The following is a 25,127-nucleotide window of genomic DNA, read 5'->3' as shown; positions in this document are numbered from 1 at the left end:
CTCATTTGCCATCCTGAATGCCTTGTTGTTTTAAAAATATTCGCCACTGTTTGGGAGAGTCGGCATAAACATTTAAATCGACAGGTTTATTAATGCCATCAATTTTGCCATTCTGGGTATGTTGCCAAAACAGCCATTGTCGTCCATCTTTCAGTTTGGGCTGTTCCTGATAATCACGTACCCAGAGCGGTGTATTAACGAAGCTGCCCATCAGCACAATATGGTAAAAGCTCTTGGAAATATAGAAAATGGGCTGCTTGCCATAATGCTGCTGTAGCTGGTCGTGCATGACCTGAATTTCCCTGAGTAACTGCTCCTTGGTAAAGGTGTTGATGCAGTTGCTATCATATTCAAGGTCAATCACGGGTGGCAGGGCATCCGCTTTGTTGGGTACGGTGGCGATAAAGTTTTCCGCCTGCACCTTGCCATCCCGACATAAACGGTAGAAGTGGTAGGCACCGACATGCAGGCCCTGTTCGCGTGCCTTAAGCCAGTTCTCCTGAAAGTTTCGATCTTTAAAGTCGCCACCCTCGGTGGCTTTTAGATAAACAAACTGGTACTGCACTGGAGAGATCTTTTTCCAGTTAATCTCACCCTGATGGTGCGAAACATCAAAGCCACGAATGGCGTAGTCCTGCGCAGAGGCTTTCTGCTGATGGAACAGGCCGAAATAGCTCACCACACCAAGCATGACAGCCAAGCCAACACTGGCATAGGTTGGATAATATCGGGAGAGTGGATGTTTCGCAGGTTTCTTTGCCATGTTGTCAGCTATTACGCGAGGTCTAAACTGGAAGTTGCTTTGCAGTATTGGTCATGTAGGGATTGTACCCGTTTCGCCTTGGCATGGGTCACCTGGCTACCGAATTGTTCCACAAATTTACAGGAAGCAAAGTTTTCAGCACGTTTTTGATAATCCCGAACCCAGTTTTCGCGAATGGGCAGACGTTCCGCACTGATAGGCCATACGCCTAGACGTAAACGTTCCACTCCGATTCTCTAGGGCTTTGGACTGATTCTGGCCCGAAAACAATTCTGGTTTTTACACATTCGCACGTAGTTGGGATCGGTATGAATGGCATTAAACAGCAACAGGGTTTCATCACTCTGCGGGTCGAAAGTTTGGTGCATCACCAAAACACGCAATCCTTTCGGGGTACGGTAAACGCGTAGGTGCCATGAGGGATGTTGTTGAGAGAAAGTCCTGATCAGTTTTAGGGAATGTTGCTCAGGCGTACCTGTAAACCGACTTTGTACCTGAAATAGCAGTCTGGCAAATAGGCTGCCGAGTATTAATGCGATTAGAAATCCCATGACAAACACTATCCATGAGGTAAGGTAAACAGCGACTGCGGTTGATATAAGGAATAATGCTATAAAAGCAATAAGATATAAACTAAAGCGTGGGGCATGGTCAAAATCAATATCGGCAAACAGCACATCAGGTGTATTCAGGCATAAGGCTCCATAAGAATTTCGTGTGATCACCACATCATCATGCTGGGAGATGATCTCTTCACGGATCGGCAAGCCATCTGCGCCGTTGTAGGGAACCTTATGGTCGATTTTTCGGATGTTTTCTCCCGTCTTAAGCTTTTCGAGCGCTTCAGCAAGTCTTTGTTCGGCATGGACCTGTGCCTCCGCAACACTATGATCTGACCAGCCAAAGCGCTTGATGGTGAACTGGCGTGCTGCAATTCTGGTTTTTATTTTGGCCTCGGCCCAATGCTGGGGAACAATCATTGATGCTGTCCTTATTCTTGTCATTCAATTTGGGAGATTTTTCTTGGTTCAGTCTAGTCTGCCATTTCTTTGGGAATTTGCCAAAACACCAATGCAGTGATCAGGTTGATACAGCCCAGTGTCATCAATGTGGCATGGAATGCGGTGGTGAGGGAAGCGCTTGAAAAATGCTGACCAAAAACATTAATCAAGGTTCCTGCCAACGCCACTCCGATACTCATTGACAGCATCATGATCATGGAAAGGAAACTGTTGCCACTGCTGGCATCCTGTTGCGGCAGGTCTTTCAGAGTCAGGGTGTTCATCCCGACAAATTGCAGCGAATTCAGTGTACCAAAGATAAACAGGTGCAGCACTTTAAGCCATAGAGGGGTTGCTGCTGTCATTAGGGCGAAACTGGCGATACATAATCCAACCAGAACGGTATTGGTCAATAGAAAACGACGATAGCCAACACGCTGGATCAAAGGACGGATAATTGGCTTGGAAAATAATGAGCCCAATACCAGTGGAATCATCATTAAACCTGTGAAGAACGGTTCAAAACCAAAAGCCACCTGTAGCATCAGCGGTAAAATAAAGGGAATGGCGTTACTGCCCAGACGCGCAAAGAAATTGCCCAAAACCCCAATCGAAAAAATTTTGTAGCGAAACAGACGGCCATGAAACAGCGCATTTTGATGACTATGCGCATGATAGGCATAGCCAATGGTGGCAATGGTTCCCATCACCAGCAGGCTAATGCTGACAAGGCGGGAATATTGGGGTGCCGCAATATTTTCAATACCCAACGACAGCCCAACCATTGCGATCATCAACAGGATGAAACCACTTAAATCAAAGGGTTTTACCGTCGGTTCGGTTTGGTTGGGCATGACTTTCAGGGTCATGATCATGCCAAGTACACCCATCGGCAGGTTGATCAGGAAAATCCAGTGCCATGTCGCCACCTCAACCAGCCAGCCGCCCAGCGTGGGTCCCATTAACGGGCCAATCAGGCCTGCAAGGCTCATTAAACTCATGGCGGAAAGGAACTGCGAGCGCGGAATGATTTTCAGCAATGCCAAACGTCCCACGGGCATCAGCAATGCGCCCCCAATACCCTGAATCACCCGAAAAAACAGCAGTTGATTCAGGTTCTGCGATAACCCACAGCCCAGTGAGGCAAGGCTAAAAATCACCATTGAGGCAAGGTAGACATTGCGAATCCCAAAGCGGTCGGCCAGCCAGCCACTCAATGGAATGCAGGCCGCCACAGACAGCACGTAGGCCACGATCACCCCATGCATCTGCAAGGGATTTTCATTGAGCTGGGCCGCCATGCCTGGAATTGCGGTGTTGACAATGGTGGTGTCCAGCGCCTGCATAAAAAAGCCAATGGAAACCAGTAACACCAGCAGTCGAAATTCAGGCTGTACGGCTTGATGGGTGGTTGTGGACATGCAATATCATGAATAAAGGTTTTAGCTTAGTTTAAGGCAACCCTGATGAAAATAAAGGCTTAAATTGTCAAGGAGCCGTCATGGAATTGACATGAAACTGTCATCCAACTTGAATCTCAAGGCATTAGCTTAGCCGTACAAAAGAAATGTATGGAAGTTGATGATGAAATTTAAGATTTCAGTTTTATTGACGGCACTGCTGTCGGTGGGGATGGTTGGTTGTGAAGATGATCAGGACATCTTGCCTAAGGAAGAGGTGCAGCCAAAACCAGAAGTGGTTGAGCCGAAGCCTGAACCTAAGCCAGAGGTTGAAGCAACGCCAGAGCGTATTCAACTCAGCTTGTTGGGGCGTTATGAGGCGGGTGCGTTTGGTGTCAGTGCTGCGGAAATTCCAGCCTATGATCCTGCAACGAAACGTGCGTTCATTGTCAATGCCAAAGCAGGTGCATTGGACGTACTTGATTTATCCAATCCAGCTCAGCCTGTGTTGCTCAAATCGCTGACTGTAACGGATATTGCTGCGGGTGCAACCGTGAATAGTGTCAGTATTCGTCAGGGAATTATTGCGATTGCCATTGAGGCAGGCAAGAAAACCGATACAGGTTTTGTCGCTTTTTATCAGGCAAGTCATTTAAGCCGTCTAAGCTATGTGCCTGTGGGGGCATTGCCTGATATGTTGACCTTTAGCCCAGATGGTCAAACGGTATTGGTTGCCAATGAGGGTGAGCCGTCGGATGATTACCAAGTTGACCCAGAGGGTTCAATCAGTGTGATTAATGTCAGTGACATTCATAAACCAAGCGTGAAAACAGCAGATTTCAAGGCATTTAATAACCAAAAAGAAGCATTGCTTGCCAAAGGCGTGCGTATTTATGGACCGAACGCCAGCGTTGCCCAGGATTTAGAGCCAGAATATATTGCGGTTTCCAGTGATGGCAAAACTGCCTGGGCAAGCCTACAGGAAAATAATGCGATTGCAGTGATTGATATTGCCACAGCAACCGTGACTTCGATTGAGGCATTGGGACTGAAAGATCATGGTTTAACGGATAGCTCATTTAAATCCATGCTGGATAGCAGCAAAAATTCAAGTAATGGATTGGATGTGAGCGATTTTGATGGCAAGAAAACCGTACAGGATATTCTGATCAAGGCATGGTCGGGCCTGAAAGGCATGTATCAGCCAGATAGTATTGCTGCATATACCGCAGCGGATAATAAAACCTATTTGGTTTCTGCCAATGAGGGCGACTCGCGTGCATGGGGTGAGACGACCGTAGAATATTTTGGTTTGACCAAGCCAAAAGATTTAGAGAAAAATAAATTAAAACGTTGTGATAACGACAACAGCAAAGGCTTTGTTGAAGAATGGCGTGTGAAGCATCTTGTGCATAAAGATGGTTTTGACCGCCGTTGTGCCGATGATTTACCTGCGCATTTACGTGACCTCGCCGCAGGTGCGCATTTGAACCCAACAGTGTTTGGCTATTGTGGCGCAACTAAGGGCGATGCAGGCGATTGCCGTGATGATAAACAGTTGGGGCGTTTAAAAGTGACATGGACACAAGGCTATCAAACTGAAAATGGTAAACCTGTGTACTACTCCAAAGCAGGCGATAAAATCGGGGTCAATGGTAATCCACTCACTGACTATTTGATGTATGACGCGTTATATGTATTGGGTGGACGTTCATTCTCGATTTGGGATACGCAGAATCAGGTCAAGATTGCCTATGACTCAGGCGACTTTATTGAACAATACCTGAATAGTGATCAATGTAAATTAGGCAAAGATCGCAAGATTCCATGTAAGGACTGGTTTAACAGCAACCACGAAAAAGGCAATACACTGGGTGGACGCAGCAGTAACAAAGGCCCAGAACCAGAAGGTCTGACCATTGGTAAAATTGGCAATAAACAATTCCTGTTCTTAGGCCTTGAGCGTATGGGTGGGGTGATGGTCTTTGATGTGACCCAGCCAAAACAACCGATTTTTCAGGATTATTTAAATACTCGTGAAATCTGGGATGAAGCTGATCCATCAAAGAACTTGTCTGCACATGGTGATCTAGGCCCAGAGGGATTGATCTTTATTGCTGCTAAAGATTCACCAAATGGCAAACCAATGTTGATCGTTGGTAATGAAGTCAGTGGTTCAACCGCGATCTATCAGGTCAATACACAGTAAAAAAAAGCGGATCAGATGATCCGCTTTTTTATGTTCTTTTTAAACCCTGATATGTTCAGGACTATTCAGATTTTTGATGACATTGGAAATCTGCTCAGGATTTTCACAAATAATCAGTTTGGCGCGATGCTGTGGCGGTAAAAAGCCCTCATCAACGGCATGGTCAAGCTGGGCAATCAGCGCATCATAAAAACGGTTGACGTTATAGATAATCATCGGTTTCTGGTGCTGGTTGAGCTGCCCCCAGGTGGCGATTTCCAGAATCTCCTCAAACGTTCCCAATCCGCCTGGCAGGGCGATAAAGGCGCTGGCACGTTCCGCCATCAAGGCCTTGCGTTCATGCATGCTCTTGACGATATGTAGTTCGGTTAGCTGACCGTGTGCAATCTCATAATCCAGCATAAATTCGGGAATCACCCCAACCACTTCACCGCCATGCTCGAGCACGGTGTCGGCAACCTGACCCATCAGGCCAATGCTGGCCCCGCCATAGACGATTCCGAAACCCTGGGTGGCAATATGCTGGGCTAGTTCAATGGCTGTGTCACGGTAAATGGGTTTATTGCCTGCACGGGAACCGCAATATAAGGCAATCAGGGATTGGGTGGTTTTGATGGGAGATGTTTCGTTGTTGTCAGTCATTTTTACAATACTATTCATTCAGTTTATTTTTACCTTATCATTTTCACTGTCGTTGTCTAGGTTAAATGACTTTTATGACAGTTTGATGCACACTTTCCATACAGGGTACTCTGTAAACTTTAGAAAAAAATTACCCAGATCATCCCTATAAAAATGATGAATTCCACCGCAATCTTGCCTATACTGAAAATCCTTTTATTAATCTATGTACCTCTATGAGTAGTGGTTGTTGTCGCTCCGCTTTGTTCTTTTTTCCTATAAAAAATGTTTTGGCTACCTGTGCCGATCTTTTAGATTTTAAATTTCATCATAACACTGCCAATTTTGCAGAGGAGTCAGCTCAATGATTCTGGAATGGATGTCCGACCCCTCTGCATGGGTTGGCCTGGCGACATTGGTTGTACTTGAAATTGTACTGGGTATTGATAACCTGGTCTTTATTGCCATTTTGGCAGAGAAACTACCACCGCACCAACGTAACGCCGCCCGTAGGGTGGGATTGGTCCTCGCATTGCTGATGCGTCTGGTGCTGCTTGCATCCATTGCATGGGTGGTGACCCTAACCGAACCACTATTTCATATATTTGACCATGCTTTCTCAGGTCGAGACCTCATCCTGTTGTTCGGTGGTGTGTTCCTGTTGTTTAAGGGAACCATGGAGTTGCATGAACGGATTGAGGGCAAGCAGGCATTAAAAGAGGAAAACCCTGTCCATGCCGCGTTCTGGATGGTGGTGGTGCAGATCGTGGTGCTGGATGCCGTATTCTCACTTGACAGCGTGATTACCGCCGTGGGGATGGTGAAAGAGCTTTCCATCATGATGATCGCGGTGACCATTGCAATTGGTATCATGCTGCTGGCGTCACGCCCGTTGATGGATTTCGTCAATAAGCATCCAACCGTGGTGATCCTGTGTCTTGGTTTCCTGATGATGATTGGTTTCTCACTGGTGGTGGAGGGCTTCGGTTTCCATATTCCGAAAGGCTACCTCTATGCGGCGATTGGTTTCTCTGTGCTGGTCGAAATGGTCAACCAAACCATGCGCCGCAATCAGGAGAAACTGGTCACCACCACGGATTTACGCTACCGCACCGCATCGGCTGTTTTACGTATGCTTGGCAGTAAAGGCAATGGTGGTGAGGGGCAGAACAACGAGTCTGAAGATGTGTTGGCGACACAGGCCTACGCCAAGGAAGTGTTTGATGAGGACAATGGCGTTTATCACAGCGTACTGGTACAGGGCGTATTGGGCCTGTCTGAGCGTCCTGTAAAATCGGTGATGACACCACGTCCTGAACTGGAATGGCTGGACCTTGAGGCTGACCCAGCCGAATTGAAAGAACGTTTGATGGCAATGACCCATTCACGCCTGATCATTGCACGGGGTGAGCTGGATAATATTGAGGGTGTGGTACTGACCCATAAAATTCTCAATGAATACATTGAAACAGGAACGATTGATTTCAGTAAACATCTGCGTGAACCTGTGATTGTGCATGAAAATGCACAGGTGTTGATGGTGATGGAGCAACTGCGTCAGGCACCGTTACAAATGGCAATCGTACTGAATGAATATGGTTCGATTGAGGGCATTGCCACACCAATTGACGTCCTGGAAGCGATTGCAGGTGAATTCCCTGATGAGGACGAACTTGAAGCGGCAGCGGAAAGTCTTGAAGATGGTTCCATGATATTGGAGGGTTCAACCGATATTCGCCATGTTTCATTGCTGCTGGGTAAAGACCTGGTAGATGAAAGTGAGGAATACTCAACCCTGTCTGGTTATCTTTTGTTCCATTTGGGCCGTTTACCTGAAAATGGTGAGACGGTTGAAGCAGATGGCTACCGCTTTGAAGTGGTGACCATGGATGGGCACAAGATTGAGAAAGTGCGTATCATCGCGGAAGAGAAACAAGCAGAGAAGTAATTAGTTTCCACCTCAATAGCCTTTGAGTTTGATCTTGTTGTACAAGATTTTCTCAGGGCTATTTTTATTTGAGAGTTGAAAATGACCTCCTTAGAAAACTGTCCATGTGGACAGGGGCAATATGTAGCGTGCTGCCAGCCCTTACATTTGAAACAGAAAACGGCCCAAACTGCCGAACAGTTGATGCGTTCACGCTATAGCGCCTTTGCCTTGCAGCAGATTGACTACCTTCTGGAAACCACGGCGTTGGGACAGCAGGCTTTTTTAGACCGCGCCGCAATTGCGGATTGGAGCAAGGCGAATCAGTGGCTGAAACTGGAAGTGGTAGAACACCAGCCCAAGCTTGATAAAAGCCATGCCTTGGTAGAATTCAAGGCCCATTACCATGATGGAAAACAGCAACACGTTCATCATGAGATTTCACATTTTGTGTTGCATCAGCAACACTGGTATTTTCTTGATCCAACGCTGGATATGCAGATCACCATGAAACAACCCTGTATCTGTGGCACGGGGAAAAAATTTAAGCAATGCTGTGCGCAATTCATCTAAGTTTGACTTAAAATAGCGCACACTTTTATGCCTGATTTAAGGATGTAGGCAGATGTTGCTCACCGTGATTTATATAATTGCCATCACTGCGGAAGCCATGACAGGTGCACTTTCGGCAGGGCGACGGAGTATGGACTGGTTCGGTGTGGTGCTGATTGCCTGTGTCACTGCACTGGGTGGTGGCTCCGTGCGTGATGTGTTGCTGGGACATTATCCCCTAACCTGGGTCAAGCATCCTGAATATCTGGTTTTAACCTGCTGTGCAGCATTTGTCACCATTATTATTGCCAAATGGATGAAGCATTTACGCAGTGTGTTCTTATTGCTTGATGCCATGGGATTAATTGGTTTCACCATCATTGGCTGTCAAATTGCCTTGTCGATGGGGCATGGTTTTGTGGTTTCTGCCGTTGCAGGGGTATTAACAGGGGTATCGGGGGGTATTTTGCGCGATATCCTGTGTAATGATGTGCCGTTGGTGTTCCGTCGTGAGCTGTATGCCAGTATTTCCTTTGTTGCGGTGATTTGTTATTGGGTCTGTCTGGAAATTGGGCTGCCACATGACCTTACCGTAATTTTTACATTGGTGTTTGGTTTTACCTTGCGCGTGATTGCAATTTATTTTGGTCTGGAAATGCCAAAATTTATTTATAAGGAAGATGATGCCGAGTCTGCATCTTCAACGGATGAGCATTGATAAAAATTCCCTCAATAGCGAAAACAAGATGTTGAAAAGAGTTGATATAAGTACCTATTGCTGTCACTCAGTAGAAATTGATGGTTATATTCCGTTTTCCATTTGTTTTAATGAAAAGTCTCCAGATTTATATTGGAGAGGTGGCAATGGTCAGAACTCTTTGGTTGAAATAGGATTATTAAAAACAGGCGAGTTATCAACGATTACTCTGGTGAGTTTTAGTAGGCAAGATCTGATAGAAAATCATAAAGATTTATTTTATAACGAGTCCAAAAAAACCTACTTACCAATTTTTGATGTTTCATTCTGGATGGTAAATACAGAAAATTTTTCTAATATTTTTATAGATAAACTTTCTAGCGAATTGCGATTATTTATTGGGAAAAATTATGTTGAGGTTACATTCTTGCCTTTGGAAAGTGCAATTGATTACGTAAAAGATAGTAATTTTGGCTTTGGTTTTAATGATGATGAGCTTGTTGCCTTGCAAATTTTGAATCTTGAGGAGAATAGAATAAATTTACTCAGAGAGAGTCTGCAATAAGATAGTTTCTGGTTAAAAATTTCTTTCGCCATTCATTCTTTTAGGAAGACACCACTTGACGCATAAACAACAACAAAGACTTGTCACAATGCTTTCATCCACATAGCATACAAGGCATTGACGATTACAATGATTTTGGATGACTTGCTGACATGACCAGCCTTGCACATCATGCAACAGAAAACCGCTCCGTAGCCGAATTCACAGAACAAGCTTACCTCAACTATGCCATGTACGTGATTATGGATCGTGCATTGCCCCATATCAGTGATGGTCTGAAACCCGTACAGCGCCGTATTGTTTATGCCATGAGCGAGCTGGGCTTGAAGTCAACAGGCAAGCCAAAGAAGTCCGCACGTACCGTAGGTGATGTACTGGGTAAATATCATCCGCATGGTGACTCTGCCTGTTATGAGGCGATGGTGTTGATGGCACAGCCATTCAGCTATCGCTATCCACTAATTGAAGGACAGGGCAACTGGGGTTCACCTGATGATCCAAAATCATTTGCGGCAATGCGTTATACCGAAGCCAAACTTTCTGCCTACAGTGAACTGTTGCTGAGCGAGTTGGGACAGGGCACTAGTGAATGGCAGGACAACTTTGATGGTTCGATGAAAGAACCAATCACTTTACCCGCTCGTATTCCCAATATTCTCTTGAATGGTACGACGGGTATTGCAGTGGGTATGGCAACCGATATTCCACCACATAATTTACGTGAGGTGGTGAAAGGGACGATTGCGCTGATTCGTAACCCTGAAACCACCGATGAAAAACTGGCGGAATATATTCCTGCACCAGATTTACCGACCAAAGCTGAAATCATTACATCACCTGAAGAATTGCTTAAAATTCAAACCACAGGGCGAGGTAGCTATCGGGCACGTGCGGTGTATACGGTAGAAAAAAATGAAATCGTGATTACGGAGCTTCCATATCAGGTTTCAGGCTCTAAAGTTGTGACTCAAATTGCTGACCAGATGATTGCGAAGAAGTTACCTCTGGTCGCAGATATTCGTGATGAGTCGGATCACCGAAATCCAACGCGTTTAGTCATTGTATTGCGTTCCAATCGTGTTGATGCGGAAACGGTGATGAGTCATTTATTTGCGACGACTGATCTAGAATCCAGCTATCGCGTTAACCTCAACATGATTGGGGCCGATGGTCGTCCGCAGGTGAAATCGATTCGCCGTATTTTATTGGAATGGATTGAGATTCGTAAGCAAACCGTCACCCGCCGTTTGCAGTACCATTTAAATAAAATTGAAAAACGTTTGCATATCCTGGCAGGTCTTTTGATTGCCTATTTGGATATTGATACCGTGATTCGCATCATCCGTGAGGAAGACCAGCCGAAACCTGTGTTGATGCAGCATTTTGGTATTGATGACATTCAGGCCGAAGCCATTCTGGAACTCAAGCTTCGTCATTTGGCCAAGCTTGAAGAAATGGAAATCCGCCGTGAGCAGGAGGAGTTGGAGGCAAAGGCAGCCATTATCCGTGAACAACTGGCAAATCCAGAATCATTGAAAAGCCTGATTATCAATGAACTGAAAGAAGATGCGAAAAAGTTTGGTGATGACCGACGTTCGCCAATCGTTGCGCGTGCGGATGCCGTCCAGATTAAGGAACAGGACCTAATGCCTGCCGAAACCGTGACGGTGGTGTTGTCTGAGGCTGGGTGGGTACGTGCCGCCAAAGGTGCGGAAGTTGATGCGGCCAACCTGAATTATCGTGCAGGTGACCAGTACTTGAGCCACGCAGTCGGTAAAACCAATCAACGGGTGTATTTCCTTGATGAGACAGGGCGTAGCTATGCCTTGCCAATCAGCAGTTTGCCATCGGCACGTGGTTTGGGCGAACCCCTGAGTTCCAAACTTGCGCCAGCAAGCGGCGTATCCTTTATTCAGGTCTTTATTGAGGATGATAACAGTGAGCTGCTTGCCGTCAGTTCAAATGGCTATGGCTTTAAAACCCAGGCCGCACAGTTGGATACCAACGCAAAGGCAGGTAAAGCATTCTTAACTGTTGCAGACAAGGCGACTGCCTTGCCATTGCTTCCAATTCAGCAGGCCACCCATGCTGCAATCCTGAGTTCATCAGGCCGTTTACTGATTATTGACTTGGCCGAACTGCCTGTCCTGAACAAAGGAAAAGGTAACAAGTTGATACAACTTGAGGAAAAAGAGCAGATTTTATCCATGACAACCCTGACGTTAGATGAAATAATCCAAGTCGCTGCAGGACAACAGCACTTAAAACTGAAAGGGGATGATCTCCAAAAATATATAGGAAAAAGAGCAACAAAGGGGCAACTTTTACCACGGGGATACCAAAAAGCAAATAGACTCTTCATTCAGAGATAAGGCTAGTATTCTGTAATACAAATACGTTATATATGACAATGTATTCATATTGTTTGAATAGGTTGACAGGGCAATTCAAAAAGTTAAAAAAAATGTTTTGTCATGGAAAGTAACGTTGTTACATTTTTAAGGATTACCACTCGGAGATAATGGCATTATGGAAAAGATTTGGTTTGCTGAATACCAAAAGACAGGAATTCCAGAAACAGTTGCACTGCCTGCTGAAAACACCTCACTTGTTGATATTTTTGAACGCAATTTCCAAAAATTTGGTTCACGTGATGCCTTTATCTTTATGGATAAAGTTTTAACGTATAATGAATTAGAAGTCGCTAGCCGTAAATTCGCAACCTACCTACAAAGCCTTGGTTTGGCAAAAGGATCGCGTGTTGCGGTGATGATGCCGAACGTATTCCAGTATCCAGTGGTGGCATTGGGTGTGTTCCGTGCAGGTCTGGTACTTGTGAACGTGAACCCGCTCTATACAGCGCGTGAGCTTGAGCATCAGTTAAATGACTCAGGTGCTGAAGCACTGGTGATCATTGAAAACTTTGCCAGCGTATATCAAAGCATCATTGGCAAAACACCTGTGAAGCATGTGATTGTTGCCTCTGTGGGGGATATGTTGGGTACGCTTAAAGGCACCATCGTAAACTTTGTTTTACGCAAGGTTCGTAAGCAAATTCCAGCATGGAGCATCCCTGGCCATGTGAAGTTCAACACTGCGTTGAACAAGGTAAGCCCAAGCAACTACAAGCGTCCAAGCCTGACTTTAAGCGACACGGCTGTACTCCAATATACGGGTGGTACAACAGGTGTTTCAAAAGGCGCTGAGTTGACTCACCGTAACCTTGTATCAAACTTATTACAATGTGAAGCCATCTTCTCAAGCAAGTTTGGTGAAGGTGATGGCACCAAAGAAGACCGTATTGTGTGTGCATTGCCGCTTTACCACATCTTTGCATTCATGGTGTGTGCCATGTATGGGATGTATAAAGGTCAGGCCAATATCCTGATTCCTAACCCGCGTGATCTTCCAGCGGTTGTGGGCGAATTGCGTAAATACCAGCCTTCATTCTTCCCAGCAGTGAACACATTGTTCAATGCCTTGGTGAATAACGAAGAGTTCAAGCAGCTCGACCATAGCAAATTGAAGATGGCGATGGGTGGTGGTATGGCTGTATTGCCATCGACTGCTGAAGCGTGGAAAAAAGTGACGGGCACCATCATCATTGAAGGTTATGGCTTGTCTGAAACTTCACCAGTTGCAACAGCAAACCCACCAGCAACCACAGAGTTCAGTGGCACAATTGGTATTCCATTGCCGTTGACCGAAGTTGTATTGCTTGATGATGATGGTAATGAAGTTCCTCAGGGCGAACAGGGTGAAATCTCGATTCGTGGTCCTCAAGTCATGAAAGGCTACTGGAACCGTCCTGATGAAACTGAAAAAGTCATGACGAAAGATGGCTTCTTCCGTACTGGCGATGTCGGTGTCATGGACACACGCGGTTACTTCAAGATTGTAGACCGTAAGAAAGACATGATCCTGGTATCTGGCTTCAACGTTTACCCAAGTGAAATTGAAGAAGTAATTGCAAAACATCCGAAAGTATTGGAAGTGGCTGCAATTGGTGTTCCAGATGAAAAATCAGGCGAAGTGCCGAAGTTGTTCATTGTGAAGAAAGATCCATCTTTAACCACTGAAGAAGTGCTTGCTTATGCAAAACAAAACCTAACTGGCTACAAGTGCCCACGTTATGTTGAGTTTATGGATGAATTACCTAAATCAAACGTTGGTAAAATCCTGCGTAAAGATTTACGTAAACCAGCTTAAGCTGTACTGTAAAAAACGCCGCAATTGCGGCGTTTTTTTATTTATGATTAGATTTCATTAACCAACGGTCAATATAAGGACGGCCAATTCCCACAATCCCTACAAACACCAGCATGGTGGCAAGCTGAAAACGTAAACGGCTCGGGTCGATTCCATTAAAGCTAAAATAATTGTCGGCAAAGACATATAGCACAATCACCAGTAGCCAGTGCCAAAGAGTGAAACGCTGAATCCCCACCGCATAAAAGGCAATGGTCAGCACCACAAAAGTTCCCAAGGTAGACTGCCAGTTTAAGTTGGCACAAATCACGCTTAGCAGAAACGCCATAATAGGCAGGACCACTTTCAGCGCGCGATCAACCAAAAGCTGATGCTGTCGTTGTTGGGCCAGAACATCAAACATTTCTTTTTGATCTTGAGGTTGCATAACTTGACCTTAAAACAGTATGAAAAACACCACTTCTACACAAAGAAAATAACTAACCTTGCGTTCAGCTACACTTGATTTATCCCATTCACCATCATCTTATCTTATCAATACAGCATCAACGTGCTTTGCTAAGGTTCAGGCTCGTTTGAGGAATAGGGCAAATTGTAATTCTTTCTGAGTTACAAACTCTACAATTTGTGTGTAGTGATCACTCACCACTACACGGGGGAATATACAAGATTAAATATTTTTGTACAGGCAAAGCGGCATTGCATTTTTTTATGCACCAGAATCAGATCATCAACAGGAAATAATCCAGCAGGCTATCTTGCCTCTCGCCCCAATTCATTCTTAAAAGTTCAACAATAGACCCATCAATAATAGACCCATCAATAATGAATAAAAATATCGCTGCATCCTCCATTGTGGCGCTAGTTTTGATTTTTAACAGTAAAGACCAGATTTGCTCCAGTAGCCATGTTCTATATTCAATAACAATTTTATAGGCGTTGGGATATAGCTTCTCAAGCTCAAAAATAGCCTTAAACAACAAATGATACGGGCCATTTAAATCAACATGGAGCAGATAAATTTTCCTCAATTGGTCAACCACATTTGAATGACGATAAGCCGTTTTAATATTGCTGATTTTTTCTTCCAGAGTTTCTTTTTGAAAAACAAGGCACAGTTCTATAAGTTTTTCTTTGGACTGAAAATAACGATAAAACGTTGCCTTCGCCACATTGGTTTCCCTAATAATCCGATCCACACCCACCTCCTGAAATCCATACAAGTTAAAAAGATTTCTTGAGTAATCAAGCACTGACAAGGCTCGTGAGGAGATTTGCAAATTTGGCATAAGCACACCACCGAACATAAGTTTTTTTGTTGTATATCCATGAGATCAAAACATCAGTGTCTTTTCAGGAACGTAGAAAATAGACAAGACTGTGCCTTAGCCATCTCACATGCTTTATTGTTGATATGATTTTTTAGTTGGTCTGATCTAAAGTTTGTAAAACCTATAGACGATCAAACAGCATGAAAGGTTTGCTGGAATGTATGGGAATAAAGGCTTTGGCAATGATTGCCGATGAAAAAACAGAAATGGTGCGCATAGTAAACCCCTGTAAAATAGAAGTTCTACCAAACCATTGCCTGATTATGGTGGCAGAACGAAAGAGGGTTGACCGACTGGGCATACAGAACCAGCACGCGTGAACGCGTCCCTCATCCGTTCTACCGCAAAGGAGGCACGGCTATAGACACTTGAAGTCTTGCCCCAAACCGTTGCGGATGAAGTGTCCGAGTATTATATTTCATCAAGGATTTTATATCGAACTCAGATGATTAAATAGGGTGGCAGAACGAAAGAGGGTTAGCAGACTGGTTTAGACTCCAGCACACCCGAAAGTGTCCCAATCTCGTTCTACCGCAAAGGAGCATAAACACTTGCAGATGACGTTTTCAGACTATATAAAAGAAACACTTGGTGAACAAGCACAAATGAAAATTCAATAGATTATGAGTTATGATAGCATGACCAAAAGAACTTCAAATGATGGATGTGAGCATGCAAGGTATTAGCGGCATTATATTGATTATTATCGTCGCATGTTTGTTGCCGTATGTTTTTACCCTGATTGCAAAATCAAAAGGTGGTTTTCAGGCAAAGGATAACCAGAATCCGCGTGAGTTTTTAGCCAAGACCACGGGTCTGGCGGCCAGAGCCAATGCGGTGCAGCAAAACAGTTTTGAAAGCCTGCCCCTGTTTATTGCCGCAATCCTGATGGCCGAATATATGGTGGTGCCAGAGAAATTCATTCTTACCCTGGGCTGGGCATATATCGTATTTCGGGTGATTTACGGAATATGTTATTTGGCCAATCTGGCGACCTTGCGTTCAATCATCTGGTTTTTTTCAATACTTTGTCCCATCTTCCTTTTTGTGATTACCATTAAAATGACCTAAGCTGCGTTGGGCAGAAAATTCACCAGCGCTCAGCATATCTAGCATCATTTTCCTTGTATTCACGTTATAATCTGTCGGATTTTCATCTGACTTCACAATATAAACGAGTGTTGATATGAGTTATAGCAATATTCCTGCGGGTAAAGACGCACCAAACGACATCTATGTCATCATTGAAATTCCTGCAAACGCAGCGCCAATCAAATATGAAATCGACAAAGATTCTGATGCGTTGTTTGTAGACCGTTTCATGGGTACAGCAATGTTCTACCCAGCAAACTACGGTTATGTGCCAAATACATTGTCTGAAGATGGTGACCCATTAGACGTGCTTGTTGTAACTCCACATCCTGTTGCTGCTGGTTCTGTGATTCGTTGCCGTCCAGTGGGCAAACTAAACATGGAAGATGACGGTGGTATCGATGCGAAACTGATCGCTGTTCCACACGAGAAGTTATCTCCACTGTATAAAGATGTTCAGGAATATACCGATCTTCCTCCGCTGTTGATCAGTCAGGTTGAGCATTTCTTTGCACACTATAAAGATTTAGAGCCTGGAAAATGGGTGAAAATCAGTGGTTGGGAAAATGCCGCTGTTGCGAAAGAAGAAGTGTTGAAAGCAATCGAAGCTGCTAAAAAATAATTTTAAAAGATAAAGCCTGATTTTATCATCCTAAAATCAGGCTCATAAAAAAACCGCCATTCAATTGAATGGCGGTTTTTTTATGAGTTGATCTAAATTGAATTAGAACAGTTTCACTGGAATATCAAGGAACAGGCGCCATTCATTGGTGTCACCGATGTATGCCTTGTCATAGGCATCGCTGGCACGGTAGTGTGAATAACGTACTTTCAAGCTGGTGTCTTTTGCGAAACCACTTTGAATCTTGTAAGAAACCTGATTGAAGAACTCACGTTCCTTTGCATTGTCATCAACAAGGTTGTTCTTGTTGTCTGTCGCATGGATGTTCCAGCCATAGACATAGGCAGATGTCCAGCTTAAACCTGCAAGGTCAAGCGCGGAGAAATCAAAGGTGTATTGAAGCTGAGCCGATTTCTCGCGGTTACCAATAAAATCAGACAGGTAAGAGTTCGGCAGGTAAATACTTTGTCCACCGTCAGCATTTTGACCATAGTCATAACCGACATTACCCGTATTTTGCTGGTAAGCCAGCATCACAGTGTGTGGGCCTGTGTTATAGGTGGTTGAGAACGCCCAGATATTGTTTTTCTTATCTTCGCTGGCTGGGCCAGTCGCAGAGTAAGTGTTGGCATTCTTGTCAAACTTGGTGTGGTAGCCACTCAGGTCATACGTCAGTGAGCTTTTGTCAGCAAGGGATTGCTTGTAGTTCACATTGGCATAATGACGCTCAAGCGTATCTTTACTGTCCAAACCATAGTATGCCGTATTGAGCTGATCATTCACCTTGTATTTGGCACCCCAAACCACTGCACGGTCCAATTCGTTCTGGTCAGTGGCGATCTGGTCTGGAAGCTGGTTCTTGGTAAATTTACCCGCAGTCAATTCCAGTCCGTTAATTTCACGGCTGGTGATCAAGGTACCCTCAAAGTATTCAGGCACCATACGAGTGGTCATGCTTGCCAATACAGGCAGGTCGAGAACCTGTGTACCGTAGCGTACAGTGGTGTTTGAGAAACGCGCTTTCACACTACCGCCACCACGGGTCCACTGGTCATAAGGTGAATTGTCATTCTTTCTTGGCACCATGCTGTTGCCAGAATGTTCATTGTCACCAATTTTAAAAGAGAAATCGCCTACCGCACCGACACCAAAACCCACGATGCCTGGGGTAAAGCCTGATTCAACATTCAGCATTGCTGACTGTACCCATGAACTGGTGTCTGGAGCACCATTTTTTTTGTCACGGGAAATATAACCGTTACGTAATAAAAGAGAAGCCTGGGTATCTTGCACAAACCCTTTTGCCTCACTTTGTTCACTTGCATATGTTGAGGAGATCAATGCGGCATTAATCAAAACCGCCAATATAAGTTTCTGTGCCTTTGGCATGCTAAGCCTCATAAATAACAAATTTGGGGAGAGAAACTGAAAATTTGACCAATTGTATAAGTTGTGCGTAAAAAAGATAGATTTTTATTAAAATAATTTAATTAATTTTAAATAAAATACTTATAGGATATTGTGATTTGTTTCCCATTTAAAATCGCCATTTGTTTGATTTAATTATTTGATTATATTTGAATTAATATTTATTTTTGATGTTGGTTTTGATGGATTGTTTTTGGATTTATCTTTATTAAAATATGTGATTATTTGATGTATTTTTTCTTTTAATTTAATTATTTATTTACTACTTGGTTAAAAATAGCCCGCTTGACTGGCGAAAAATACCATCCCGACGAACGGTATTGGTGCTGAATTACACCTCAGTAGATTCCATCTGGCGCATTGTTCCACTTTTTCTGCACTTTTATTGAACATTCTATGTGAAGAGGGGCTGCAATATGAATTTCAATCATTCCAACGGTTTTCATGGGTTAAAAAAGCATTGTTTTTGTGCAAAAAATAGTCTGGTTTTATTTATGTGCCTTTAAATGGTTCAAATTTCAGCCAAAATCCTGCATCAAGCTTATAAATAATGAGGGTGAAAATGCGTTTTAGCCCTTTAATGATACAAATATGCGATTTTATTGGCTTTTATTGAGTTGGCATAGCCTTTGCAAGATACATTTTGATGCAATTTAAAACATAAATCAGTCAAATATCCATCATGGGGAGATCAAATGATGAAACTTGCATATAAAGCAGTGGCGTTAAGTGTTATGGCGATGGCTTCAACTTTGGCAATGGCTGAAGAATCGAATGCGCTGTCTCAGGCAGGTGTAAGCTTTGCAGGAACCGCTGCCTTAACTTCAGATTACCGTTATCGTGGTGTGACCCAAACTCAAAATGACCCTGCGGTGCAAGTTGGCTTTGCATTAACGCATGAATCAGGCCTTTATGCGGGTGTCTGGGGTTCCAATGTAAATTTTGGTGGTGCTGATCCACATCTTGAGCTAGACCCATATGTTGGCTATGCAACTGAACTGCCATTTGCAGGCAAACCAACTTTGGATGTTGGCCTATGGTATTACGGTTACCCAAGCGCATCAGATATCAACTGGCTTGAGCTTTACGCGAAACTTGGATTCAAGGATGTATTGACCTCTGGTGACAGCTTGCTGGGAGCAGTCAACTATACCAATGACTTTGCTGGTCTGGACGAGAATGGCTGGTATGTAAATGCAACCTATAATGTGCCATTTGCCGCTGGCTTTGGTGGTGTGGCAAGTGTTGGCTATACCAAGGTGGATAACTACGACTTTAGCGACAGCGGCAGTGAAGATGACACCTATGTTGACTGGAAAGTGGGCCTAACCTATAACGTGAAGTCTGTTTCTGGCTTGACTGCTGAACTTGCTGCGATTGGCACCAATATTGATGCCAATGCCCAACCATACAAACGCGGTACAGAAACGGGTGCGGTGTTTACCTTAACCAAGGCGTTTTAATATAGTTGGGGGGTGTATTGAACTTTCATTTATAAAGGTTTGCCAGATCCTCTAGCGAAGAAAACAGCCAGCACATATGCTGGCTGTTTTTTATATCCGAAATTCGCCTGATGTGAGTGATCCATTCAGTATAGGGAAAAGCATCCCTGCACTTTTAGGGCGCACAGGAACGCTAAAAAAAAGTGCCGTTTTCATGCGCCAACATTCTCCATGACCGCACACTATTACTGCACCATATCGGTAAATCCTGAGTAAATGTTAAAATTTATCAGGAGGGGTAATCATAATTAATTTTTATATCTAATTGTTATTTAATATGAAAATATATTATTTTACAAAATTTTTTCTAAAGGTCCTGCATTCCATAAAAACTGGCACAGCATTTGCTAATTACACAGTGATGCAATTCAAAACATGAATCAGTTGAACATCTATAATATGGGGGAGATCAATATGATGAAATTTGCATGCAAGGCTGTTGCTTTAAGTGTTATGGCTGTAACGTCAACTTTCGCTTTGGCTGAGGATAGTAAGCTTCCATTCCCAGGTGAAGTCACAGGTAATATTAGTGCTGTATCCAGCTATAATTTACGTGGCATTACCAATGCACCTGAAAATAGTGGTCCAGCTGTACAGGGTGGACTGGACTATGGCTACAATGGCTTCTATCTAGGTTATTGGTTTTCAACCCTGGATTATTCATATGCCTGCCTAAACCCAGATGGCTGTAGCGATACAAACTCAAGGGATTCTTTTGAAAGTGATTTTTATGCAGGTTATAAAGGCAAAATCACAGATGATCTAGGCTATCAGGTTGGTGGAACAATTTATTATTACTATCCTGGCTGGGAATCAACAGGATATGAAACTTTCCTGGGTCTAAGCTATAAAGAACTCACCGTAACGGCTCAAACGCTACTCAACAACGTTACTTTCGGTAATAAGGGCGACACTTATTTCCTTGCGACTTATGCACCTGCATTGCCTGCTGGTTTTACAGGTAAGGCGCAGATTGGTGCTTATTATTATGGGGATGATGATGAGTTCACTGCAAAAACAGAAAACACCTTTGCTTTCCGTCATGCAACGCTTGGTTTGTCTCATGCTTTAGGTGAAACAGGTGCAAACTGGAGTCTGGATTACATCCTGGGTGGCTATGACCGTACTGACACCAAACAAAAGAACAAGGTTGTGTTGGGACTGGCTTATGCTTTCTAATAACAATAAAAATCAAAGCGACCTCTAAGGTCGCTTTTTTTATGGCCTGATTTTAGGCTGAATTACCCCGATAAGACAGTGCTTCAGTTAAGTGCGAACTTGAAATGATTTCACTTTCTGCCAAATCCGCAATGGTTCGTGCCACCCGTAACACCCGATGGTAGGCACGGGCTGAAAGGTTTAGGCGCTGTTGGGCCATTTCAATAATTTTGCTTGAGCTGTCATCCAGACAGGCATATTGTTCCAGCAAAGTGGGTGAAAGTGCCTGATTTAAACATTGCTGTCGCTGAATTTGCTGCTGATAGGCCTTCATCACCCGCTGACGCACCGTTTCAGAGTTTTCACTCGGTGTCCGTTCCTGTAATTCCTGTGCCTGCAAAGGGGGCACATCAATATGCAGGTCAATACGATCCAGCAATGGACCCGAAATACGGTTTTGGTAGCGCTGGATACTTTCAGGTGAACATTGGCAGCGACTGTCCAGATTAAAGGCATAGCCACAGGGACAGGGATTCATCGCGGCAATAAACTGGAAATTTGCTGGAAAGGTCATTTGCCTTGCGGCGCGAGAAATGACAATTTCTTTGGATTCAAGTGGCTGGCGTAAAACCTCAAGGACTTTTCGGTCAAACTCAGGCAATTCATCCAAAAATAACACACCTAAATGGGCCAGGGTAATTTCACCTGGTTTGGGTTGTGAGCCACCCCCAACCAATGCTATCGCTGAAGCAGTATGGTGCGGTGCGCGGAATGGCCTCTGCCCGAAAGTGTGCTGAGCATTTGCAACTGAGTAGATGCTGGCAACCTCTAAATTTTCCTGCGCATTTAATGGCGGCAAAATAGAGGGTAAACGCGAGGCGAGCAAGGTTTTACCTGTGCCTGGTGGCCCCTTAAATAATAACGAGTGTCCACCTGCCGCGGCAATTTCCAGCGCACGGCGGGGGCGTAACTGTCCTTTGACATCGGCAAGGTCAAATGGATAGCGTGAGGATGCCGCAGTTGATTTTTGTGGTGCAGCTTTTAGTGGCGAACTGCCCAGAAAATGTGCACACACTTCCTGTAAATGATTGGCTGCATACACTTCAAATTCAGGTAGTTGGCTGGCTTCATCGAGATTGGCAGTTGGCAGTAACAAGCGATGTTGTGCCTGCTGGCAAGCCATGGCAATGGTCAATGTCCCTGAAACAGGGCGTAAATGCCCATCGAGTGCAAGTTCACCAATAAATTCAAAACCATCGGTACAGTTTTCGGGTAACTGTCCAGAGGCGATCAGAATACCCAGTGCAATCGGCAAGTCTAAACGGGAACCATCCTTGGGCAGGTCTGCGGGTGCCAGATTAATGGTTAAGCGCTTGGTTGGAAAAAGAAAACCACTGTTGATAATCGCAGAGCGCACACGGTCCTTGCTTTCACGGACTGCGGCTTCAGGTAACCCCACAATGGTTAGGGAGGGTAGGCCTGAGCTGATATGGACTTCCACTTCGATCTGAGGGGCATGTAGCCCCAGTAAGCCTCTCGTATAAATTTTGGCAAAAGACATTTTGTTATTGTTCCATCATGGTGCTTTATTTTTAGTCATTGTTCAGTATTGGTTGCACTGAGTTGGTGCTTATTTTTTGTTCTGCACCATTTCTTCAAGTGTTTTCATTTGCTGTTGCAACTCACTCAGGCGCTGGTTGGCCAAATTCAGTGCTGTTCGCTGACGATCCAGCTCCTGTTTTGAAACCAGGTCCAGTTTTTCGATGCTTTCATTCAGGAGGGCGCGTAAATTTTTTTCTAAATCTTTTTTCGGCTGGTCAACTTGCTGCAAAATGGCTTGTAAAAGTGTCTCAATCATAAAGTGCTCAATCGGTTATGGGTATTTGTTGCCCAGTGTATCACTGCTCACTGCATTCCCATAGCCTTGTGCATCATGGCTGGATGAGTGACTGATAAATCTAGCTAAATAGTCGCAGTTGAAACTTATTTTCGATTGGGTATCTACATCTTCAAGGCTAAATAGGTTATAAAGAAAGCTTGTGTCCAGTATTTTAAAACCCCCAACCTTTAAATATTGGCATGAAAATTGAACATAAAACCTTACTGGTGAAAATAAGCCGAAGGAAAACAAACATGAAGCTTGTAACTGCAATTGTAAAACCATTCAAATTGGATGACGTGCGTGAAGCACTCTCTGATATTGGTGTTCAAGGGATTACCGTAACTGAAGTCAAAGGTTTCGGGCGTCAAAAAGGTCACACAGAACTGTACCGTGGTGCAGAGTATGTGGTTGATTTCCTACCAAAAGTAAAGATTGAAATTGCGATTAGCGATGAAATGGTTGATGCGGTGATCGAATCAATTACCCGTGTCGCAAGCACAGGAAAAATCGGTGACGGAAAAATCTTTGTCACCAATCTAGAACAAGTCATCCGTATTCGTACTGGTGAGACTGGGCCAGACGCTGTCTAAATTGGCATAAAGTTTGCTGAGTTAGAAATTAAGACAGATAGCTCACAAAATAAGGTTGGGGGACACGAATGAAAAAAATGCTTATGGCGCTCAGTCTATCTGGCGCACTCTTAGGTGGCTCTGCTGTAGTTTGGGCAGAAGACGCCGCATCTACACCAGTCGCTGCTGAACAAACTATGGCGGCAACTGACACCGCGGTTGCAACACCAGAAACTGTAGTGGCTGAGGCGCCTGCAACTGAAGAGGCAGCTCCTGCCGCTGAAGCTGCACCGACAGTGGATACAGGTGACACGGCGTGGATTCTGGTTTCAACAGCGTTGGTTCTGTTGATGACCATTCCAGGTCTGGCTTTATTCTACGGTGGCATGGTACGTAAGAAAAACGTACTGAGCACCATGATGTTCAGCCTTTCTGCGGCAATTCTGGTTAGCTTGATCTGGGTGATTGCAGGTTACTCACTTGCGTTCTCTGGTACTGGCGCATACTTTGGCGACTTGTCGAAAGCCTTGCTGAATGGTGTTGCATTCGATGCCTTGAGTGGAACCATTCCTGAAAGCCTGTTTGTTATTTTCCAAATGACCTTTGCCATTATTACTGTTGCGATTATTAGCGGCTCAATTGCAGACCGTATGAAATATTCAGCATTCATGGCATTTATCGCAGTTTGGGTGATCCTGGTTTATGCACCAATCACACACTGGGTTTGGGCAGCGGATGGCTGGTTATTCAAGGCAGGCGCACTGGACTTTGCTGGTGGTACAGTGGTTCACATCAACTCAGGTGTTGCTGGTCTGGTTGCTGCATATATGCTGGGTAAACGTACAGGCTTGGGCCGTGAGTCAATGGCGCCGCATAACCTGACTTTAACTGTTGTAGGTGCAAGCCTGATCTGGGTGGGCTGGTTCGGCTTTAACGGTGGTAGCGCATTGGGCGCTGGTGCTCGTGCAAGTATGGCAATCCTGGTCACTCAAGTCGCCGCTGCCGCTGCCGCATTCTCTTGGTTGGTGGTTGAGCGTGTCGTTCGTGGTAAAGCCTCAGTTCTTGGTGGTGCTTCTGGTGCGGTTGCTGGTTTGGTTGTGATTACACCTGCTGCTGGTTTCGTTGGTGTCGGTGGTGCGTTGGTGATGGGCCTGATCGGTGGCGTGGTTTGCTTCTGGGGGATTACTGCACTGAAACGCCTACTTAAAGCAGATGATGCATTGGATGCCTTTGGTCTACATGCTGTGGGTGGTATGGTAGGTGCCGTATTAACAGGAGTCTTCTATAGCGATGAAATTATCAAGGCGGCTGGTGTGGTTCTTGCTCCAACATTTGCAGGTCAATTGTGGATTCAAGTTGAAGGTGTGTTGGCAACCATCGCATATAGCGCAGTGGTGACATTCATTATCCTTAAAGTGATTGATCTGGTGATTGGTATCCGTGTGAGCGCTGATGACGAACGTATGGGTCTTGACCTAAGCCAACATGGCGAACGTATCGAATAACTGATTATTCAGTGATCCAAAAACAGCCCATCAGGGCTGTTTTTTTGTGTATTTGTTCTTGAGCTTCCTTTTACGCTGTGATTAAAACAGTGCT

The 25,127-nt window shown here is 44.5% G+C and carries 21 protein-coding genes and 1 pseudogene; 13 read left to right on the top strand and 9 right to left on the bottom strand.

The window, feature by feature from the left end; all coding sequences use genetic code 11:
- Nucleotide 1: 1 nt before the first annotated feature.
- From QTA56_RS13955 to mdtD, 3 genes and pseudogenes are all read right to left on the bottom strand, one after another.
- On the bottom strand, nucleotides 2–763 hold the full coding sequence (locus QTA56_RS13955) for a glycoside hydrolase family 25 protein (RefSeq protein WP_267981614.1): 762 nt from the start codon (nucleotides 761–763) through the stop codon (nucleotides 2–4).
- A gap of 11 nt (nucleotides 764–774) precedes the next feature.
- Nucleotides 775–1,743 (bottom strand): annotated as a pseudogene (locus QTA56_RS13950) (hypothetical protein).
- 53 nt (nucleotides 1,744–1,796) lie between these two features.
- Nucleotides 1,797–3,185 carry a multidrug transporter subunit MdtD gene (gene mdtD / locus QTA56_RS13945; protein WP_267981613.1) on the bottom strand — a complete coding sequence of 463 codons (1,389 nt, stop codon included), beginning with the start codon at nucleotides 3,183–3,185 and terminating at the stop codon, nucleotides 1,797–1,799.
- Between the two features lie 163 nt (nucleotides 3,186–3,348).
- Between mdtD and QTA56_RS13940 the strand changes: the two genes are divergently transcribed.
- Nucleotides 3,349–5,373, top strand: a complete 2,025-nt coding sequence (locus tag QTA56_RS13940; protein WP_267981612.1) for a choice-of-anchor I family protein — start codon at nucleotides 3,349–3,351, stop codon at nucleotides 5,371–5,373.
- 39 nt (nucleotides 5,374–5,412) lie between these two features.
- Here the strand turns inward: QTA56_RS13940 and QTA56_RS13935 are convergent, their stop codons facing one another.
- Nucleotides 5,413–6,033, bottom strand: coding sequence for an LOG family protein (locus QTA56_RS13935; RefSeq protein ID WP_267981611.1), 621 nt, complete (start codon nucleotides 6,031–6,033; stop codon nucleotides 5,413–5,415).
- 325 nt (nucleotides 6,034–6,358) lie between these two features.
- Between QTA56_RS13935 and QTA56_RS13930 the strand changes: the two genes are divergently transcribed.
- The 6 genes from QTA56_RS13930 to QTA56_RS13905 all read left to right on the top strand — a co-directional run bounded on the left by QTA56_RS13930 (nucleotide 6,359) and on the right by QTA56_RS13905 (nucleotide 13,944).
- Complete coding sequence (locus QTA56_RS13930; RefSeq protein WP_267981610.1) at nucleotides 6,359–7,942, top strand: TerC family protein; 1,584 nt, start codon at nucleotides 6,359–6,361, stop codon at nucleotides 7,940–7,942.
- An 81-nt stretch (nucleotides 7,943–8,023) separates the two neighbouring features.
- A complete protein-coding gene (locus tag QTA56_RS13925) occupies nucleotides 8,024–8,494 on the top strand; it encodes a YchJ family protein (RefSeq protein WP_267981609.1) in 471 nt (156 codons plus the stop codon).
- 52 nt (nucleotides 8,495–8,546) lie between these two features.
- Nucleotides 8,547–9,191: a trimeric intracellular cation channel family protein gene (locus QTA56_RS13920; RefSeq protein WP_267981608.1), complete on the top strand. Its 645-nt coding sequence runs from the start codon at nucleotides 8,547–8,549 to the stop codon at nucleotides 9,189–9,191.
- A complete protein-coding gene (locus QTA56_RS13915) occupies nucleotides 9,181–9,735 on the top strand; it encodes a hypothetical protein (RefSeq protein WP_267981607.1) in 555 nt (184 codons plus the stop codon). The genes QTA56_RS13920 and QTA56_RS13915 overlap by 11 nt, the downstream gene beginning before the upstream one ends.
- Nucleotides 9,736–9,887: 152 nt before the next feature.
- Nucleotides 9,888–12,107 (top strand): DNA topoisomerase IV subunit A, encoded by a 2,220-nt coding sequence (gene parC / locus QTA56_RS13910; protein WP_267981606.1) that lies wholly within the window; start codon nucleotides 9,888–9,890, stop codon nucleotides 12,105–12,107.
- A 157-nt stretch (nucleotides 12,108–12,264) separates the two neighbouring features.
- Nucleotides 12,265–13,944 (top strand): long-chain-fatty-acid--CoA ligase, encoded by a 1,680-nt coding sequence (locus QTA56_RS13905; protein ID WP_267981605.1) that lies wholly within the window; start codon nucleotides 12,265–12,267, stop codon nucleotides 13,942–13,944.
- 37 nt (nucleotides 13,945–13,981) lie between these two features.
- On the opposite strand, the gene QTA56_RS13900 is transcribed toward QTA56_RS13905, so the two are convergent.
- Together QTA56_RS13900 and QTA56_RS13895 are read right to left on the bottom strand one after the other, a co-directional pair.
- A complete protein-coding gene (locus QTA56_RS13900) occupies nucleotides 13,982–14,371 on the bottom strand; it encodes a hypothetical protein (RefSeq protein ID WP_267981604.1) in 390 nt (129 codons plus the stop codon).
- Between the two features lie 295 nt (nucleotides 14,372–14,666).
- On the bottom strand, nucleotides 14,667–15,233 hold the full coding sequence (locus QTA56_RS13895; protein ID WP_267981603.1) for a TetR/AcrR family transcriptional regulator: 567 nt from the start codon (nucleotides 15,231–15,233) through the stop codon (nucleotides 14,667–14,669).
- Between the two features lie 714 nt (nucleotides 15,234–15,947).
- On the opposite strand from QTA56_RS13895, the gene QTA56_RS13890 reads away from it, so the two are divergent.
- Nucleotides 15,948–16,346 carry an MAPEG family protein gene (locus QTA56_RS13890; protein WP_267981602.1) on the top strand — a complete coding sequence of 133 codons (399 nt, stop codon included), beginning with the start codon at nucleotides 15,948–15,950 and terminating at the stop codon, nucleotides 16,344–16,346.
- 115 nt (nucleotides 16,347–16,461) lie between these two features.
- A complete protein-coding gene (gene ppa / locus QTA56_RS13885; RefSeq protein ID WP_005060879.1) occupies nucleotides 16,462–16,989 on the top strand; it encodes an inorganic diphosphatase in 528 nt (175 codons plus the stop codon).
- A gap of 102 nt (nucleotides 16,990–17,091) precedes the next feature.
- On the opposite strand, the gene QTA56_RS13880 is transcribed toward ppa, so the two are convergent.
- Nucleotides 17,092–18,378, bottom strand: a complete 1,287-nt coding sequence (locus QTA56_RS13880; protein ID WP_267981601.1) for an OprD family outer membrane porin — start codon at nucleotides 18,376–18,378, stop codon at nucleotides 17,092–17,094.
- Nucleotides 18,379–19,112: 734 nt separating this feature from the next.
- On the opposite strand from QTA56_RS13880, the gene QTA56_RS13875 reads away from it, so the two are divergent.
- Nucleotides 19,113–19,880 carry a TorF family putative porin gene (locus QTA56_RS13875; protein WP_036602238.1) on the top strand — a complete coding sequence of 256 codons (768 nt, stop codon included), beginning with the start codon at nucleotides 19,113–19,115 and terminating at the stop codon, nucleotides 19,878–19,880.
- 453 nt (nucleotides 19,881–20,333) lie between these two features.
- Nucleotides 20,334–21,098 (top strand): TorF family putative porin, encoded by a 765-nt coding sequence (locus QTA56_RS13870; RefSeq protein WP_267981600.1) that lies wholly within the window; start codon nucleotides 20,334–20,336, stop codon nucleotides 21,096–21,098.
- A gap of 52 nt (nucleotides 21,099–21,150) precedes the next feature.
- Here the strand turns inward: QTA56_RS13870 and QTA56_RS13865 are convergent, their stop codons facing one another.
- Both QTA56_RS13865 and QTA56_RS13860 read right to left on the bottom strand, forming a co-directional pair.
- Complete coding sequence (locus tag QTA56_RS13865; RefSeq protein WP_267981599.1) at nucleotides 21,151–22,638, bottom strand: YifB family Mg chelatase-like AAA ATPase; 1,488 nt, start codon at nucleotides 22,636–22,638, stop codon at nucleotides 21,151–21,153.
- Between the two features lie 69 nt (nucleotides 22,639–22,707).
- Nucleotides 22,708–22,935, bottom strand: coding sequence for an accessory factor UbiK family protein (locus tag QTA56_RS13860; protein WP_004674247.1), 228 nt, complete (start codon nucleotides 22,933–22,935; stop codon nucleotides 22,708–22,710).
- A gap of 275 nt (nucleotides 22,936–23,210) precedes the next feature.
- Between QTA56_RS13860 and glnK the strand changes: the two genes are divergently transcribed.
- Together glnK and QTA56_RS13850 are read left to right on the top strand one after the other, a co-directional pair.
- Complete coding sequence (gene glnK, locus QTA56_RS13855; protein ID WP_000780326.1) at nucleotides 23,211–23,549, top strand: P-II family nitrogen regulator; 339 nt, start codon at nucleotides 23,211–23,213, stop codon at nucleotides 23,547–23,549.
- A 68-nt stretch (nucleotides 23,550–23,617) separates the two neighbouring features.
- A complete protein-coding gene (locus QTA56_RS13850) occupies nucleotides 23,618–25,033 on the top strand; it encodes an ammonium transporter (RefSeq protein ID WP_267981598.1) in 1,416 nt (471 codons plus the stop codon).
- The last annotated feature ends 94 nt before the right edge of the window (nucleotides 25,034–25,127 follow it).

The organism is Acinetobacter thutiue (assembly GCF_030385805.1).
GTDB lineage: Bacteria > Pseudomonadota > Gammaproteobacteria > Pseudomonadales > Moraxellaceae > Acinetobacter > Acinetobacter corruptisaponis.
The sequence above is the reverse complement of the archived record's forward strand: the minus strand, read 5'-3'. Positions and strand labels throughout refer to the sequence as shown.

Coding starts and splice junctions, on each gene's coding strand:
- QTA56_RS13890 (WP_267981602.1), top strand. CDS start 15,948: ATGCAAGGTATTAGCGGCATTATATTGATTATTATCGTCGCATGTTTG.
- QTA56_RS13925 (WP_267981609.1), top strand. CDS start 8,024: ATGACCTCCTTAGAAAACTGTCCATGTGGACAGGGGCAATATGTAGCG.
- mdtD (WP_267981613.1), bottom strand. CDS start 3,185: ATGTCCACAACCACCCATCAAGCCGTACAGCCTGAATTTCGACTGCTG.
- QTA56_RS13875 (WP_036602238.1), top strand. CDS start 19,113: ATGATGAAACTTGCATATAAAGCAGTGGCGTTAAGTGTTATGGCGATG.
- QTA56_RS13895 (WP_267981603.1), bottom strand. CDS start 15,233: ATGCCAAATTTGCAAATCTCCTCACGAGCCTTGTCAGTGCTTGATTAC.
- QTA56_RS13915 (WP_267981607.1), top strand. CDS start 9,181: ATGAGCATTGATAAAAATTCCCTCAATAGCGAAAACAAGATGTTGAAA.
- QTA56_RS13935 (WP_267981611.1), bottom strand. CDS start 6,033: ATGAATAGTATTGTAAAAATGACTGACAACAACGAAACATCTCCCATC.
- QTA56_RS13870 (WP_267981600.1), top strand. CDS start 20,334: ATGATGAAATTTGCATGCAAGGCTGTTGCTTTAAGTGTTATGGCTGTA.
- glnK (WP_000780326.1), top strand. CDS start 23,211: ATGAAGCTTGTAACTGCAATTGTAAAACCATTCAAATTGGATGACGTG.
- QTA56_RS13880 (WP_267981601.1), bottom strand. CDS start 18,378: ATGCCAAAGGCACAGAAACTTATATTGGCGGTTTTGATTAATGCCGCA.
- QTA56_RS13940 (WP_267981612.1), top strand. CDS start 3,349: ATGAAATTTAAGATTTCAGTTTTATTGACGGCACTGCTGTCGGTGGGG.
- QTA56_RS13920 (WP_267981608.1), top strand. CDS start 8,547: ATGTTGCTCACCGTGATTTATATAATTGCCATCACTGCGGAAGCCATG.
- QTA56_RS13860 (WP_004674247.1), bottom strand. CDS start 22,935: ATGATTGAGACACTTTTACAAGCCATTTTGCAGCAAGTTGACCAGCCG.
- QTA56_RS13955 (WP_267981614.1), bottom strand. CDS start 763: ATGGCAAAGAAACCTGCGAAACATCCACTCTCCCGATATTATCCAACC.
- parC (WP_267981606.1), top strand. CDS start 9,888: ATGACCAGCCTTGCACATCATGCAACAGAAAACCGCTCCGTAGCCGAA.
- QTA56_RS13930 (WP_267981610.1), top strand. CDS start 6,359: ATGATTCTGGAATGGATGTCCGACCCCTCTGCATGGGTTGGCCTGGCG.
- QTA56_RS13905 (WP_267981605.1), top strand. CDS start 12,265: ATGGAAAAGATTTGGTTTGCTGAATACCAAAAGACAGGAATTCCAGAA.
- QTA56_RS13850 (WP_267981598.1), top strand. CDS start 23,618: ATGAAAAAAATGCTTATGGCGCTCAGTCTATCTGGCGCACTCTTAGGT.
- ppa (WP_005060879.1), top strand. CDS start 16,462: ATGAGTTATAGCAATATTCCTGCGGGTAAAGACGCACCAAACGACATC.
- QTA56_RS13865 (WP_267981599.1), bottom strand. CDS start 22,638: ATGTCTTTTGCCAAAATTTATACGAGAGGCTTACTGGGGCTACATGCC.
- QTA56_RS13900 (WP_267981604.1), bottom strand. CDS start 14,371: ATGCAACCTCAAGATCAAAAAGAAATGTTTGATGTTCTGGCCCAACAA.